The organism is Neisseria sp. P0017.S009 (genome assembly GCF_051957375.1).
Classification (GTDB): domain Bacteria; phylum Pseudomonadota; class Gammaproteobacteria; order Burkholderiales; family Neisseriaceae; genus Neisseria; species Neisseria perflava.
Genome location: NZ_JBQCWL010000007.1, coordinates 1 through 12,659 on the forward strand (window position 1 = coordinate 1; position 12,659 = coordinate 12,659).

General features: G+C 44.0%; 15 protein-coding genes. 7 read left to right on the plus strand and 8 right to left on the minus strand.

Annotation, left to right across the window (positions count from 1 at the left end; all coding sequences use genetic code 11):
• Positions 1 to 91 precede the first annotated feature (91 nt).
• Positions 92 to 904, minus strand: a complete 813-nt coding sequence (locus ACTHTG_RS08775; RefSeq protein ID WP_049336876.1) for a cytochrome C assembly family protein — start codon at positions 902 to 904, stop codon at positions 92 to 94.
• Positions 905 to 1,086: 182 nt separating this feature from the next.
• Here ACTHTG_RS08775 and ffh point away from each other — a divergent pair, with 182 nt between their 5' ends.
• Positions 1,087 to 2,457, plus strand: coding sequence for a signal recognition particle protein (gene ffh / locus ACTHTG_RS08780; RefSeq protein WP_049336875.1), 1,371 nt, complete (start codon positions 1,087 to 1,089; stop codon positions 2,455 to 2,457).
• Between the two features lie 102 nt (positions 2,458 to 2,559).
• Here ffh and ACTHTG_RS08785 read toward each other — a convergent pair whose 3' ends face one another.
• The 7 genes from ACTHTG_RS08785 to ACTHTG_RS08815 all read right to left on the minus strand — a co-directional run bounded on the left by ACTHTG_RS08785 (position 2,560) and on the right by ACTHTG_RS08815 (position 8,225).
• Positions 2,560 to 2,859: a hypothetical protein gene (locus ACTHTG_RS08785; protein ID WP_079453711.1), complete on the minus strand. Its 300-nt coding sequence runs from the start codon at positions 2,857 to 2,859 to the stop codon at positions 2,560 to 2,562.
• A gap of 139 nt (positions 2,860 to 2,998) precedes the next feature.
• A complete protein-coding gene (locus tag ACTHTG_RS08790) occupies positions 2,999 to 3,694 on the minus strand; it encodes a thiol:disulfide interchange protein DsbA/DsbL (protein ID WP_003749428.1) in 696 nt (231 codons plus the stop codon).
• Positions 3,695 to 3,864: 170 nt separating this feature from the next.
• The gene (locus ACTHTG_RS08795) at positions 3,865 to 5,976 is read right to left on the minus strand and encodes a TonB-dependent receptor (RefSeq protein WP_070624722.1); all 2,112 of its coding nucleotides are present in this window, start codon (positions 5,974 to 5,976) and stop codon (positions 3,865 to 3,867) included.
• Between the two features lie 159 nt (positions 5,977 to 6,135).
• Complete coding sequence (locus tag ACTHTG_RS08800) at positions 6,136 to 6,669, minus strand: alpha/beta hydrolase (protein WP_070624720.1); 534 nt, start codon at positions 6,667 to 6,669, stop codon at positions 6,136 to 6,138.
• A gap of 10 nt (positions 6,670 to 6,679) precedes the next feature.
• Complete coding sequence (locus ACTHTG_RS08805) at positions 6,680 to 7,024, minus strand: hypothetical protein (RefSeq protein ID WP_049330844.1); 345 nt, start codon at positions 7,022 to 7,024, stop codon at positions 6,680 to 6,682.
• Entirely contained in the window at positions 7,011 to 7,790 is a 780-nt protein-coding gene (locus ACTHTG_RS08810; protein WP_003684015.1) for an exodeoxyribonuclease III, read from the minus strand. The genes ACTHTG_RS08805 and ACTHTG_RS08810 overlap by 14 nt, the downstream gene beginning before the upstream one ends.
• A gap of 45 nt (positions 7,791 to 7,835) precedes the next feature.
• On the minus strand, positions 7,836 to 8,225 hold the full coding sequence (locus ACTHTG_RS08815) for a helix-turn-helix domain-containing protein (protein WP_049343779.1): 390 nt from the start codon (positions 8,223 to 8,225) through the stop codon (positions 7,836 to 7,838).
• A 437-nt stretch (positions 8,226 to 8,662) separates the two neighbouring features.
• Between ACTHTG_RS08815 and ACTHTG_RS08820 the strand changes: the two genes are divergently transcribed.
• From ACTHTG_RS08820 to ACTHTG_RS08845, 6 genes are read left to right on the plus strand one after another with little or no spacing between them, the layout of a single operon-like run.
• Positions 8,663 to 8,878 carry a hypothetical protein gene (locus ACTHTG_RS08820; protein ID WP_368664818.1) on the plus strand — a complete coding sequence of 72 codons (216 nt, stop codon included), beginning with the start codon at positions 8,663 to 8,665 and terminating at the stop codon, positions 8,876 to 8,878.
• A gap of 31 nt (positions 8,879 to 8,909) precedes the next feature.
• Positions 8,910 to 9,941: a TerC/Alx family metal homeostasis membrane protein gene (locus tag ACTHTG_RS08825; RefSeq protein ID WP_440362643.1), complete on the plus strand. Its 1,032-nt coding sequence runs from the start codon at positions 8,910 to 8,912 to the stop codon at positions 9,939 to 9,941.
• Positions 9,942 to 9,944: 3 nt separating this feature from the next.
• Positions 9,945 to 10,313: a hypothetical protein gene (locus tag ACTHTG_RS08830; RefSeq protein ID WP_070649296.1), complete on the plus strand. Its 369-nt coding sequence runs from the start codon at positions 9,945 to 9,947 to the stop codon at positions 10,311 to 10,313.
• A gap of 10 nt (positions 10,314 to 10,323) precedes the next feature.
• Positions 10,324 to 10,962: a vWA domain-containing protein gene (locus ACTHTG_RS08835; RefSeq protein WP_049343775.1), complete on the plus strand. Its 639-nt coding sequence runs from the start codon at positions 10,324 to 10,326 to the stop codon at positions 10,960 to 10,962.
• Positions 10,963 to 10,980: 18 nt separating this feature from the next.
• Positions 10,981 to 11,619 carry a vWA domain-containing protein gene (locus tag ACTHTG_RS08840; RefSeq protein WP_079453969.1) on the plus strand — a complete coding sequence of 213 codons (639 nt, stop codon included), beginning with the start codon at positions 10,981 to 10,983 and terminating at the stop codon, positions 11,617 to 11,619.
• A gap of 8 nt (positions 11,620 to 11,627) precedes the next feature.
• Positions 11,628 to 12,659 (plus strand): TerY-C metal binding domain-containing protein, encoded by a 1,032-nt coding sequence (locus ACTHTG_RS08845; protein ID WP_049343772.1) that lies wholly within the window; start codon positions 11,628 to 11,630, stop codon positions 12,657 to 12,659.

A 12,659-nucleotide genomic window follows, 5' to 3' on the forward strand; every position in this document is an offset into this window, starting at 1 on the left:
CAAACTCCCACACTATCCATACATACAAAAAAATACAAACTAAAGGCCGTCTGAAATGCTCTTTCAGACGGCCTTTTTTTATGGTTTCTATTTATCCAATACGTTGAAGGACAATTTCTAGGACAAATTTACTGCCCACATAGGCAAAAATCAGACTGACAAATCCGACAATAGTCCAAACGGCGGCTTTCTTGCCGCGCCATGCGGTCATGCTGTGTTTCAACAATAATGCGCCATAAATCAGCCACGACATAATACTGAAGATGGTTTTATGCGTGAAGGTCATGGGTTTGCCGAAAATGGCTTCGGCAAAAAACGTCCCGCTGATAACTGAATAGGTCAATAAAACGAATCCTGCCCACATACCTTGGAACATAAGTTTTTCCAAACTCAATAATGGCGGCAAGAAACTAACTAATGCGGAAAAACGGCGTTTGTGCAGATTGCGGTCGAGCAAAAGGATCAGGATGGCAAATAAGGTAACGATGCCAAACAATCCGTATGCGAGCAATGATGATGCAATGTGCGATAGCGGCAATAAGTCTACAATTTGACGACCTGTGAAATCTCCCGGGAAAAGGAAACCCAGCAATAAGGTCAATGCAGCACAGGGATACAATAAGAGTTGCACACCGCGCAGACAATAAAAGAAGCTACCCAAGCAGTACATCATCAGCATCAGCCAGACTATCAGGCTGAGCGAATAGCCAAAACCGGTAATCAATACCCTATCCTGCAATACTGGGAACATCAATGCTGCGCCATGTACCAATAATGCGCCACTCAAAATCAGCAGCTCGGTTTTCAGCGGGTAAGATTTATTATTGTGCTTTTTATGTTGCAACCAGGAAAATGCACCCAATCCGGCATACACCAGCATAAGGCAGATTAAGACAATCGGCATAAATATCTTTCTCAATAGAGGTGTGAACACTAGACGGACAGCCGGCAGGGTTTCAGACGGCCTTGGTGTGCGTATTTGTGTTCTTGAAGCATAACTTCGGACTATCGTGTAAAATAATCCGAATTTTATTTTAACAAAGAATGCCCTATATTGGGCAGCTATTCTCATTATCAAGGATAAGTATGTTAGACAACCTAACCAACCGCTTCAGCAAGGTACTTAAAAATATTCGCGGCCAATCAACGCTGACCGAAGACAATATTAAAGAAGCCTTGCGCGAGGTTCGTCTTGCCCTGCTGGAAGCCGACGTTGCATTGCCCGTCGTTAAAGAATTCGTCAACACAGTCAAAGAACAGGCCCTTGGCCAAGAAGTCGTCGGCAGCCTGACGCCTGACCAAGCCTTTATCGGCGTGGTCAACCAAGCCTTAGTCGAATTGATGGGCAAGGAAAACAAAACGCTGGATTTATCGGTTTCACCGCCTGCCATCGTTTTGATGGCCGGTTTGCAGGGTGTCGGTAAAACAACAACCGTCGGCAAACTCGCCCGCCTGCTGAAAAACGATCAGAAGAAAAAAGTCTTGGTGGTATCCGCCGACGTTTACCGCCCTGCCGCGATTGAACAGCTGCGCCTGTTGGCCGAACAGGTCGGCGTGGACTTTTTCCCATCCAACACCAACCAAAAACCGGTTGAGATTGCAACTACCGCCGTTGATTACGCTAAAAAACATTTTTACGATGTATTGATGGTCGATACCGCTGGCCGTTTGGCAATCGATGAAGAGATGATGAACGAAATCAAAGCGCTTCATGCGGCAGTCAACCCGATTGAAACTTTGTTCGTTATTGATGCCATGTTGGGTCAGGATGCAGTAAACACTGCTCAGGCATTTAATGAAGCCCTACCGCTGACAGGTGTCGTATTGACCAAGATGGACGGCGACTCGCGCGGCGGTGCGGCATTGTCCGTACGCCATGTGACCGGCAAACCAATTAAATTTATTGGTGTCGGCGAGAAAATCAACGGCCTCGAACCTTTCCATCCCGACCGTCTTGCCAGCCGTATCCTCGGCATGGGCGACGTATTGACCCTGATTGAAGACGTTCAAAAAGGTATTGATGAAGAAGCCGCCGCCAAAATGGCGAAAAAGCTGCAAAAAGGCAAAGGCTTCGACCTCAACGACTTTAAAGAGCAAATCCAACAGATGCGCAATATGGGCGGCTTGGAAAACCTAATGTCAAAAATGCCTGGCGAACTGGGTCAAATATCGAAACAAATCCCCGAAGGCACGGCTGAAAAAGCGATGGGCAAAGTAGAAGCCATCATCAACTCGATGACTCCAAAAGAACGCGCTAACCCTGCCCTGCTCAAAGCCAGCCGCAAACGCCGTATTGCAATGGGCGCGGGTACGACCGTGCAGGAAGTGAATAAATTGCTCAAACAGTTTGAACAAATGCAACAAATGATGAAGATGTTCAGTGGCAACGGTTTGGGCAAACTGATGCGTTTGGCCAAAGGCATGAAGGGAATGAAAGGCATGTTCCCAGGTTTGTAAGCAAATTTGACAGAAAACGCCGTCTGAAAAGTTTCAGACGGCGTTTTTATTTTTACTCTAGCAAGAATTACTATTCACATATAACTATGAAATCTATTCCTTTTAAGGATTTTCATAGCGTACTGATGCCTCTTCCAACATTTCCCATTGGCCACCACTACCATGGTAGGTTTCGGCACCAAGCCTGAAAACGGCATTGCAGTGCGTACATTGAAAATAATGTACCACAGAATCGTTCCAACCATATATGTCACGATTACCCTGAGAATCAGTATGGGTAATGTAACCGCTATTAGCGATGGTTTTGGCAACATCAAGGCTGGGACCATAAACTTTGTCGTAGGCTGGAGTAATATCGATAAGCGTGCCGTCTGCTAAACGATCAGAGGCTCGCAGTAACATTTGCGATAATTCTTTCGGAACCCTGATACGAACGGTAGGTCGCAGGTCAGAACAGTAATCACACATGGTTTGGATCTTTCAGCACAGTGAAGGAAAAAGAGATAAGGGACGCGAAACCTTTGCTCATTCAATCCTCAACTTATTGCGGCTTTTTCTGCTCTTCGCGTACTTTGTCCACTAACTGGTCAATCGTGGTCATGCCGGACTGCCAGTCTTTAAATTCGACTTGGTATTTGCCACCAACGATCACAGTCGGTGTGCCGCTGATTTGGAATTTATTGGTCAATTCTTCCATTTGAGCCGCACGTGCTTGGCTTTCGGGCGCTTCAAATGCAGCCAATACTTTTTTGCCGTCAAATGCAGTTTGCTCGGACAACCATTTTTTCAGGGTATCGGTATCGGCCAGATTGATTTTTTGATTAACCATCGCATCGAAAATATGGCTGTTGGCTTTATCTGATTCACCGGCCATTTCCACTGCGGCCGCCAAACGTGCCAAAGGTTTCATTTCATCACCCCACACGACATGCTCCCGGCGCATATAGGTATCGTCTTTAAACGTTTTGATGTGCTCGCTCAAAACCGGTTCAAGATGGGCGCAATGCGGGCAGAAGTAGCCGAAGAATTCCAATACTTCGATTTTGCCGGCCTGCTGTTGCGGAATCGGATTGGACAATACGGTGTAATTGACACCTTCGGTCAATGCGGCAGGGGCTGCCGGAGCGGATGTGTTGCTTTGGGCGCTGTCTGCTGGAACGCTGGTTTCCGCCTGTTTGCCGCAAGCGGCCAATGCCAACAAGGTTAATGAGGTCAAGGCTAAGGTTTTCAGTTTCATAGGTATCTCTTTACATTCAAATCAATGGGCGGATTTTATGGCATTTTGTTGGAGGTGTGTTCAATTTGAGTGAAAAAATGTGTTTAGTTTTATTTCAACCTTTATAAAAGGCCGTCTGAAATATGGCTTAGATCATAGCCTTATTTTCAGACGGCCTTTGCCTGATTTCATCAGAAACGGTAATTTACCCGGGCAGTATAGCCGCGCGGATTACCCGGCATGGCATCCGAACGCCAATATTTTTGATTGAGCAGATTGGCCGCGGCAAAGGTAACGTTGACGTTTTTATGGTTCCAGCCGAGCATGGCATCAACTCGGGCAAAGCCGGGAAGCGTAGTCACTTCTTTATTTCTTGAGTCGTAACCGTAGCGTTTGCCTGTACCGGTTACGCCGATTTCGCCGTAGAGGTTTTCAGTCGGGGTATAACGGAAAAACAGGTTGCCGGTAACGTTACTGGTGTTGTCCAAATGGATGCCCACGCGGTTCGGATTTTCCTTGTCCTCAACCACTTTCGCCTGCATCACGCCCAACGAACCGCGCAGATAGAGTTTTTTGGGGATGATTTGCCCGATGGCGGACAATTCCACGCCGCGCGAACGGTGTTTGCCGCCGACTGCCCAAGTGTAGGGATCATTTTGCGCGTCGGGGCGGTAGCGGATATTGAAGCGTTCGATTTGGTAGGCAGACAACATAGTGCTGAGGCGGTCGTCCAGCCAGCTGCTTTTGACGCCGGTTTCGTATTGGCGGGTGTACTCGGGGTCGGCGTTGAACACGGCGGCAGACGAAGTGTCGATACTCAAATAGCCGCCGCGTCCGCCATAAGGCGCGAAACCTTTGTTATAAGAGGCGTAAAGTGTGTGGACGGGGTTGATGTTCCACACTGCGCCGATGTTGGGGCTGAACGAGTGGCCGCTGTACTGGCGGCGGCTGCCGGTCAGTTTGTTTTCGGAATTAAAGGTGTATTTGTCGTAACGGCCGCCGAGGACGAATTTCAAATCGGGCGTAGCGGAGAAGATATTTTGCACAAAGATGCCGTAGGAGTCGGCTTTGTGGCGGTTTTGGGTCAGAATAGGCTGCAATCTGCCCGAAGACGGCCAGCTTGCTCGGTCGTATGGATCGATGGAGGCTGTAAAGGTGCGGCTGAAACCCAAGGTCGGGTTGCGGTGTTCACGGCTGTAATCCATGCCTACGGTCAGGTGGTTTTCAAAACGGCCAATGTTGTAGTCGCCGTTGAGCGTGAAGTTGGATGACAGGGTTTTGTTGTCGGTCTGTTGCCAAGCGTAGTTGCGTTTGATTCGGCTGCCGTTTTCGCTGCCTGCATAGAAATGGTCGAAATCCTGCTCCGCCGTGCGGTGGGCAAGCTGCCATTGGGCGCGCCATTTGTCGTTGAAGGCATATTCAAGGTCGGAACGCCAAACTTGCAGCTTGTCTTTGACAAAATCGTTCGGGTGGGCAAAACCCATGCTGTAAGGCAGTCCGAAGCGGTCATACACGAACTTGGTCGGGCTGCGGTCGGGCGTGCGCTCCACATTGTCGTAGGTATATTGCCCCGTCCATTTCAAGCCGTTGTCGAGTTTGACGGTAATGCTGGGTGAAACCATGACGTTTTTGCTGTCTATGCCGCTGCGGAACGAATTGGCACGCCCGACTTCGCCGGTGAGGCGGATGGCGACGTTTTTGTTCAGCACTTCGTTGATGTCCATATTCAGGCTGCGGTTTGCCCACGAGCCGTAAACCGCACCGATGTTGCGGCTTTGTTTGAAGTTGGCGTATTTGCTGACCATGTTGATGACGCCGCCGCCGTTGGTGCGGCCGTAAAGCACGGAAGACGGGCCTTTCAGGATTTCCACGCGCTCGATGTTGGCGGTGCTGCGGCGCACTTGTCCGCTTTCGCGCACGCCGTCGCGGTAAATATCGGATGCGTCGGCTTGAAAGCCACGCAGGAAAATGCTTTCGCCGCGCATATCGTAGGCAGCATCAATGCCAGCATTGCCTTCGAGGATGGAACTCAAATCGTTCGTACCGTAATTTTTGTTTTTCTGGATATTGAGCGTATCGACGGTTTGCGGCGTTTCTTTGATGAGCTGTCCGTTGCGGGTAACGGCGGCTTCGTCGTAATTGATGTAGCCTTTGAGTACGCTGGTGTCGGACTGTCCGACCACGGTAACGGTGGGCAGGGTGGCGGTGTAATGTTCACCATTATCCTGCGTATCGGCGGCAGCAACAGGGAAGGAAGCGATAATCAGCGTGGGTAATAAAGCTAAATGAAATGGTATTTGCATTTTTATACTCAATTTAACGGAACAACCGAATTATATTGCTTCACAAAAGAAATGAGAATAGTTTCTTTTAATTATATTTAACATGATATTTGCAAACAAAGGCCGTCTGAAACTCATATCAGCTTCAGACGGCCTCTCTTCTTGATAGACACTTCTAAACTATTTACTTAACAACATTTCCTGCATCAGCTTCATGCCCCATTGCCAGCCGCCGAGTGCGCTGTTTAACTGGCCGGAATGCGGCGATTGAAGCAGACGAGCGTTCCACCGGTTTGCCTGCTCTTGCGCCCAATCGCGTGGCGTGCCGTTTGTTTCGGCGATAACCAACGCTGTACGGCAAGGGCAGCGGACACGTTGAAACGTATGGATTTCGTCCTCGGGAAAAGCTTCTGGACGCGGCGAGACCAAAATAATATTGGTCAGGCGTTTTTGCGTCAGGATGTCGGCTTGGTACAGCCATGCTAAAAATGCGGACACGCCTGCACCATGAGCCACGACGGCAATATTTTTGCTGACGATATGGTCAAAGGCCGTCTGAATGGCGTGTTGCCATTCGGAAATGGTTTGCCGACTATCGGCTTCGGCAGTTTGAACAATCGGATAGCTGACCGCCCAGCGGTCTATCCACATTTCCGCTTCATCTGCATCGCGTATCAGAAACAGTGCCATTTCTTCGAGTTCGAAGCTCTGCATTTCAGACGGCCTATTTGAGCAAGTCGTTGAGTGTAAACGCAATCAGCAATGCGGCAGGCACGCTGAGGATGGCACAAGTCGCCAGGCAAAGTACGATGTTGGCAATCAGCCGCCAGCCCTTCCAAGCAAAGCACTTGGCCGCAATCAGCAGGCAAGGCAGTGAAAACAGCAGCCACACCAACGCCCATGTCGGATTGGCCTTGGTCGGCGCAACCCAGCCGGACATCCGCGCCAGCATAAACACCGCCCACACCAGCATAGGCAGCACAAATGCCGCTACGACCCACGCTGCGCCTACGCCGGTTTTGCCGTTTATATTCCAATCATATTTACCAAAAACCTTATTCGGCAACATAGTCATACTCCACAACTAAAGGGGCGTGATCCGAGAATTTCTCGTCTTTATAAACATGTGCGGAAACGGCTTTGGCGGCCAACTCCGGCGTAACCATCTGATAATCGATGCGCCACCCGACATCTTTCGCATACGCTTGTCCGCGGTTGCTCCACCAGGTATAGCCCGGCACATCGGGATAAAGTGTGCGCCACATATCCGTCCAACCGAGCTTGTGGATGACTTTGCCTATCCATTCGCGCTCTTCAGGCAAGAAGCCCGAATTTTTCTGATTGCCCTTCCAGTTTTTCAAGTCGATGTTTTGGTGGGCAATGTTCCAGTCACCGCAGACGACGATGTCGCGCCCTTCGTTTTTCATGGCTTCGAGCATGGGATAGAACGCGTCCAAAAAGCGGTATTTCACTTGTTGGCGCTCTTCCGCACTGCTGCCGCTGGGCAGATACAGCGAAATTACCGACAACTTGCCGAAATCGCAACGGACAAAACGGCCTTCCCTGTCAAATTCTTCAATGCCCATGCCGATTTGCACATTGTCGGGCTTGCGTTTGCTGTACACCGCCACGCCGCTGTAACCGCGCTTTTCGGCGCAATGCCAGTAGCCGTGCATACCGTGCGGATTTTTCATATCGTCTGACAGATCGGCCTCTTGAGCTTTCAGTTCCTGCACGCAGACGATGTCGGCACCGGAAGCGGCGATATATTCATAAAAACCTTTTTTATAGGCGGAGCGGATGCCGTTGACGTTGGCAGAGATGATTTTCAACATAGATTTTTCTTAATTATTTGAACTATAACAGTTACTTCAGAACCCTTATCTTACTTTCTCCAGTAATCTAAGCATCTTTCTAAGAGATTCCAATTCTTTTTCTTTCTGCTCTAATAACTCATTCTTATGAAGAAGTTGTAATTTTAATTTTTCAATTTCAAAAAGAGTAGTACGGCGATCGCTATGCTCACTTCCTAACGTATTATCCCTATTCTCATTCATAAAAAACATAACACCTTTGTCATCATCGACTAAGTCTGACAAATTCATATTAAAAATCTGAGCAATTCTCACTAACTTATCGTATTGTAAACGAGTTTGACCTCGTTCAATTTTAGCGTAACCACTAGGTGACATATTCATTCTCCCTGCCATATCTTCTTGAGATAATTGAAAAAGTTCTCTCATTACACGAATTTTATCATGCATCCCCATCTAATTTATTCCTTTCAAATTGAATAGTTTTTATCGAAAATAGGTATTACTTTGTCCTATTTGTTACTAGCCCTAACAATTAAATTTGCATAAAATCTAACCTAATTTAATTATTTAGCTGGTAATTTTCACATATTTAAAAATCAATAATTTATGGAACTTATTAGGATAATAAATAATATTAATTGAATAGATCCTTTAAGTTTTAAGCTGCTTGCACTTCGTTTTTAGACTCAAATGATTTGAAGTAGACATAACAATTCTCGGTAGCCCAACAATCGATTACCTGGCAGATTTAGTTGTATGCCCCTTAACTTAGCTTTCTATCTGAGTGCTACCTTAATAATATCTTACAAGAAAGAGTAAGATTTACTCAGAACGCAACAGCGAAAGTCATCGCTGAAGGTAAACCAGCTAACAACGAAGAAGCTCTTGCTTTGACAATGCCTTCAGGTGAAACTCTTGAAGCAGCATACGTATCTGCAACAGCTACAATCGGAGAAAAAATCTCATTCCGTCGTTTTGCTTTGCTTGAAAAAACAGATGTACAACACTTCGGTGCATACCAACACAACGGTGGACGTATTGGTGTTATCTCTGTTGTCGTAAGTATCTTCCTTATCCATTGTTTATTTCAATTATACTTTATTTGAATATTTAAAATCTTCATAAGAACTTCTCTCAATGAAGTTTCATAAACTCAAAGGATTAATTATGCACCATTTTGGTTTCCCACTAGAAGTCATCATCGTATTCTTTTCCGTTATTTTATTTTCGGTTTATATCGATTTAATTTCTCATCGCCATAGCAAAGAAATTACAGTAAAAAATGCTGCACTTTGGTCAATATTTTGGATTTCACTTGCTTTAGCATTTTATATTTACTTGTATATTCGCTTCGAATCTGAGTGGGCTGATCTTTATCTTGCAGGATATGTACTTGAAAAAAGTTTATCTATAGATAATTTAATGGTATTTGTTGCTATCTTTGCTTCTTTTGGAATTAAAGATCATCTCCAACATCGCATTCTCTATTGGGGCATTTTAGGCGCATTAATATTCCGAGCAATCTTCGTTGTTATTGGTACTGGGTTATTTGCTGCCAGTCCTTGGGTAGGGTTTATTTTTGCTGCATTTGTACTTTGGAGTGGTTGGAAAATGCTTCAAAGTGGAAATGATAGCGAAGAAGAAATTGAAGATTATACCCATCACTGGAGCGTTCGATTAATTGGAAAAATGATACCCATTTTTCCTAAATTAGTTCAAGAAAAATTCTTTATTAAACACAGTGAATTAAATACGGAACAAATTACCTTTGTTACTCGCCAAGGTTTCCGATATGCAACCCCCGCATTCTTATGTTTAATGGCAATTGAAACGTCCGATATTGCTTTTGCATTTGACTCTGTCCCTGCAGTTATAGCAGTAACTCAAGAACCGCTGTTAGTTTACGCTGCAATGATTTTTGCGATTCTTGGGTTACGTAGTCTCTATTTTATCCTTGCAGCCCTAACAAAATACCTTGTTCATTTAGAAAAGGCGGTTATTGCATTATTATTTTTTATTGGTGCCAAAATGGGACTTCAATCTTGGAACCACGCTGTATTTGATACAGGAGTCCATATTTCTGCAAATGTAAGCTTATATATTGTGTTAAGTGTATTGCTTTTGGGTGTCATTGCATCATTTGTTTTCCCTAAACAAGGAGAAAATTGATCTATGATCACAAAAAGGCTTATCTTACTAATTGCCTATTTTATTGCAAACAGTGTTGACGCTAATCATTACTATAGTACTCCTCCAGCATCTTCTACTCATGGCTATGTTCCTGTAATTAGTGATGCACTTATGGAAAAATGTGTTAAGACCTACAATCAAGCAAAATGGCTAGGCAATTCACTTCAAAATGCTTATGTTAATCAAAACTCAGTTAAATCTGTAAATGATTATAACCAAAAAGTTACTAAACATTCTCAAATGATAAATTGGTTTAATCAAAATTGTGCAGGAAAACAATCGCGTTCAGCTTGTGAAGCTGCAATGAAATTAAACCGTAAAAATGGTATATCAGCACAAAGTTGCTATTAAGGAAAAAATTATGCGTCGTTTACCCGTTTATTTATTAGTTGATACTTCAGGCTCCATGATGGGAGAAGCTATTGAATCGGTTCGCAATGGTTTACAAATGCTTGTTTCTGCATTACGTCAAGATCCTTATGCGTTAGAAACTGCTTATTTATCCATTATTACCTTCCATAGTAAAGCAGAACAAATTATTCCACTAACGGAACTCATTAGTTTCCAACTTCCAACTATTGAAGCATCAGGTTTAACTTCTATGGGAGAAGCATTAACGTTATTAACAGATTGTATTAATCGTGAGGTTCAAAAAGGATCCATGGAAGTAAAAGGCGACTGGAAGCCTGTTATTTTTCTACTCTCAGATGGTGTACCAACAGATGATTTACAAAAAGGAATTGACACTTTAAAAACCATAAAAACAGGTACGTTTGTTGCTTGTGCTGCAGGAGCTGGAGCAGATACTAATGTATTAAAACAAATTACAGAGAATGTTGTTTCTTTAGATACTGCTGATGCCAATTCGATTAAAGCTTTCTTTAAATGGGTATCCGCATCTATTTCTGTATCAAGTCAAAAAGTTGATCTAAACAAAAAAGATGTGGGCGGGCTGGGCGATTTACCTCCCCCTCCACCAGAATTAAATATTGTTTTATAAGTTATGTGGTGATCTATTATGTCTAGAAGATTACTCACTTATATTTGCATTGACACATCAGGCTCTATGAAAGGAGAGCCAATCGAAGCAGTCAACGTGGGCTTACAATCATTACTTTCAGCTTTAAGGCAAAACCCTTATGCACTGGAAAGCGTATACCTCTCAATTTCGACATTTGATACTCAAATAAAAAATGTACTCCCACTTACCGCCCTTGAAGATGTGGTTTTGCCAACAATTACTTGCCCAGACAGTGGAGCTACCTTTCTAGGGAAAATGCTTGAGGAAATAGTGCTAGAAGTTAAAAAAAATCGTATTCTTGCAACACCTAATCAAAAAGGTGACTGGCGCCCTATTCTAATTCTACTAACAGACGGTAAGCCATCAGATACATTCGCTTATGAACAAGCTATTCCACAACTCAAATCCTTAAACTTTGGCAACATTGTTGCTTGTGCAGCAGGACCCAAGGCAGATCCAAATATACTGAAAAAACTAACAGATACTGTTGTGTCATTAGATACTATGGATGCGAATAGCTTTGCTCAGTTCTTCCAATGGGTTTCAGCATCTGTTGCTCAAACCAGTGTGAGCGTCGGTGCAGTAAGTAATAATGATCTACCTCCACCACCAGATGAAATTAATATCGTATTGTAGGAAAAATTATGCGCCGCTTACCTGTTTATCTTGTCGTTGATATTTCTGAAAGTATGATTGGAGAAAATATTCGTCAAATGCAAGAAGGCATTAGTCGTCTTATTAATCAACTCCGTAGAGATCCCTATGCTTTAGAATCAGTTCATCTTTCTGTTATAGCCTTTGCGGGAGCTGCAGGGACACTTTCCCCATTGACAGAATTAATGAATTTTTATCCTCCTCGCTTACCAATTGGTTCTGGAACATCTATTGGAGCTGCGCTTAACCACCTTATGGATTGTTTAGAAAAAAATATTATTTATAGTACACCGGAGAAAAAAGGTGATTGGAAACCTCTAGTTTATATAATGTCTGATGGTTCACCAACAGATGATCCGACTCAAGCAATTTCTCGCTGGCAACAGCATTTTCGCAATAAAGCAAAGCTTATCAATATTGGTATTGGTAAATTTGCCAATCTTGATACGTTAAATAAGATTAGTGACCTAACTTATCGACTTGATGATGATGATATTGAAAAAGTCTATCGTACCTTATGTGAATCTATTGCTGATTCAATTTTAAGTCAAAGCCGTTCATTAGGTATGGAATCTCCTATTTCCCTTAATAGAGAAATTTTGGAAGATGGTACAATTTCTTTAATTAAAAACAAAGAGCAAGCTGTTGCTTTAGATGAGAACTATGCCATTATCGTTGGTAAATGTAGTAAAGTAAAGTTACCTTATTTAATAAAATATGAGCGAATTGAACATAGCCCATTTGATAACGCAATGTTCCAATATGTTGGTGTTTATCCTGTAGAAAAAGACTATGAAGATTGGTCTGATCATCGCCCAAATTATAGCAAAATTTCGACATCTCAACTTTGGGGATGTGGAGGTTGCCCACATTGTGGTGCTGCCTTTGGATTATGTATGTGTAACTGTGGTCAAATTTTCTGTGCTAATGGGGAAAAAGAAGTCATTTGCCCAGGTTGCAATGAAACGTTGTATTTTGAAACTACAAGCACTGATTTTGATATTACTCGAGCAAGGGGTTAA

Bases quoted from the DNA above. Each gene is read 5' to 3' on its own strand.
- ACTHTG_RS08775 (WP_049336876.1), bottom strand. From the start codon at position 904: ATGCCGATTGTCTTAATCTGCCTTATGCTGGTGTATGCCGGATTGGGT.
- ffh (WP_049336875.1), top strand. From the start codon at position 1,087: ATGTTAGACAACCTAACCAACCGCTTCAGCAAGGTACTTAAAAATATT.
- ACTHTG_RS08785 (WP_079453711.1), bottom strand. From the start codon at position 2,859: ATGTTACTGCGAGCCTCTGATCGTTTAGCAGACGGCACGCTTATCGAT.
- ACTHTG_RS08790 (WP_003749428.1), bottom strand. From the start codon at position 3,694: ATGAAACTGAAAACCTTAGCCTTGACCTCATTAACCTTGTTGGCATTG.
- ACTHTG_RS08795 (WP_070624722.1), bottom strand. From the start codon at position 5,976: ATGCAAATACCATTTCATTTAGCTTTATTACCCACGCTGATTATCGCT.
- ACTHTG_RS08800 (WP_070624720.1), bottom strand. From the start codon at position 6,669: ATGCAGAGCTTCGAACTCGAAGAAATGGCACTGTTTCTGATACGCGAT.
- ACTHTG_RS08805 (WP_049330844.1), bottom strand. From the start codon at position 7,024: ATGTTGCCGAATAAGGTTTTTGGTAAATATGATTGGAATATAAACGGC.
- ACTHTG_RS08810 (WP_003684015.1), bottom strand. From the start codon at position 7,790: ATGTTGAAAATCATCTCTGCCAACGTCAACGGCATCCGCTCCGCCTAT.
- ACTHTG_RS08815 (WP_049343779.1), bottom strand. From the start codon at position 8,225: ATGGGGATGCATGATAAAATTCGTGTAATGAGAGAACTTTTTCAATTA.
- ACTHTG_RS08825 (WP_440362643.1), top strand. From the start codon at position 8,910: ATGAAGTTTCATAAACTCAAAGGATTAATTATGCACCATTTTGGTTTC.
- ACTHTG_RS08830 (WP_070649296.1), top strand. From the start codon at position 9,945: ATGATCACAAAAAGGCTTATCTTACTAATTGCCTATTTTATTGCAAAC.
- ACTHTG_RS08835 (WP_049343775.1), top strand. From the start codon at position 10,324: ATGCGTCGTTTACCCGTTTATTTATTAGTTGATACTTCAGGCTCCATG.
- ACTHTG_RS08840 (WP_079453969.1), top strand. From the start codon at position 10,981: ATGTCTAGAAGATTACTCACTTATATTTGCATTGACACATCAGGCTCT.
- ACTHTG_RS08845 (WP_049343772.1), top strand. From the start codon at position 11,628: ATGCGCCGCTTACCTGTTTATCTTGTCGTTGATATTTCTGAAAGTATG.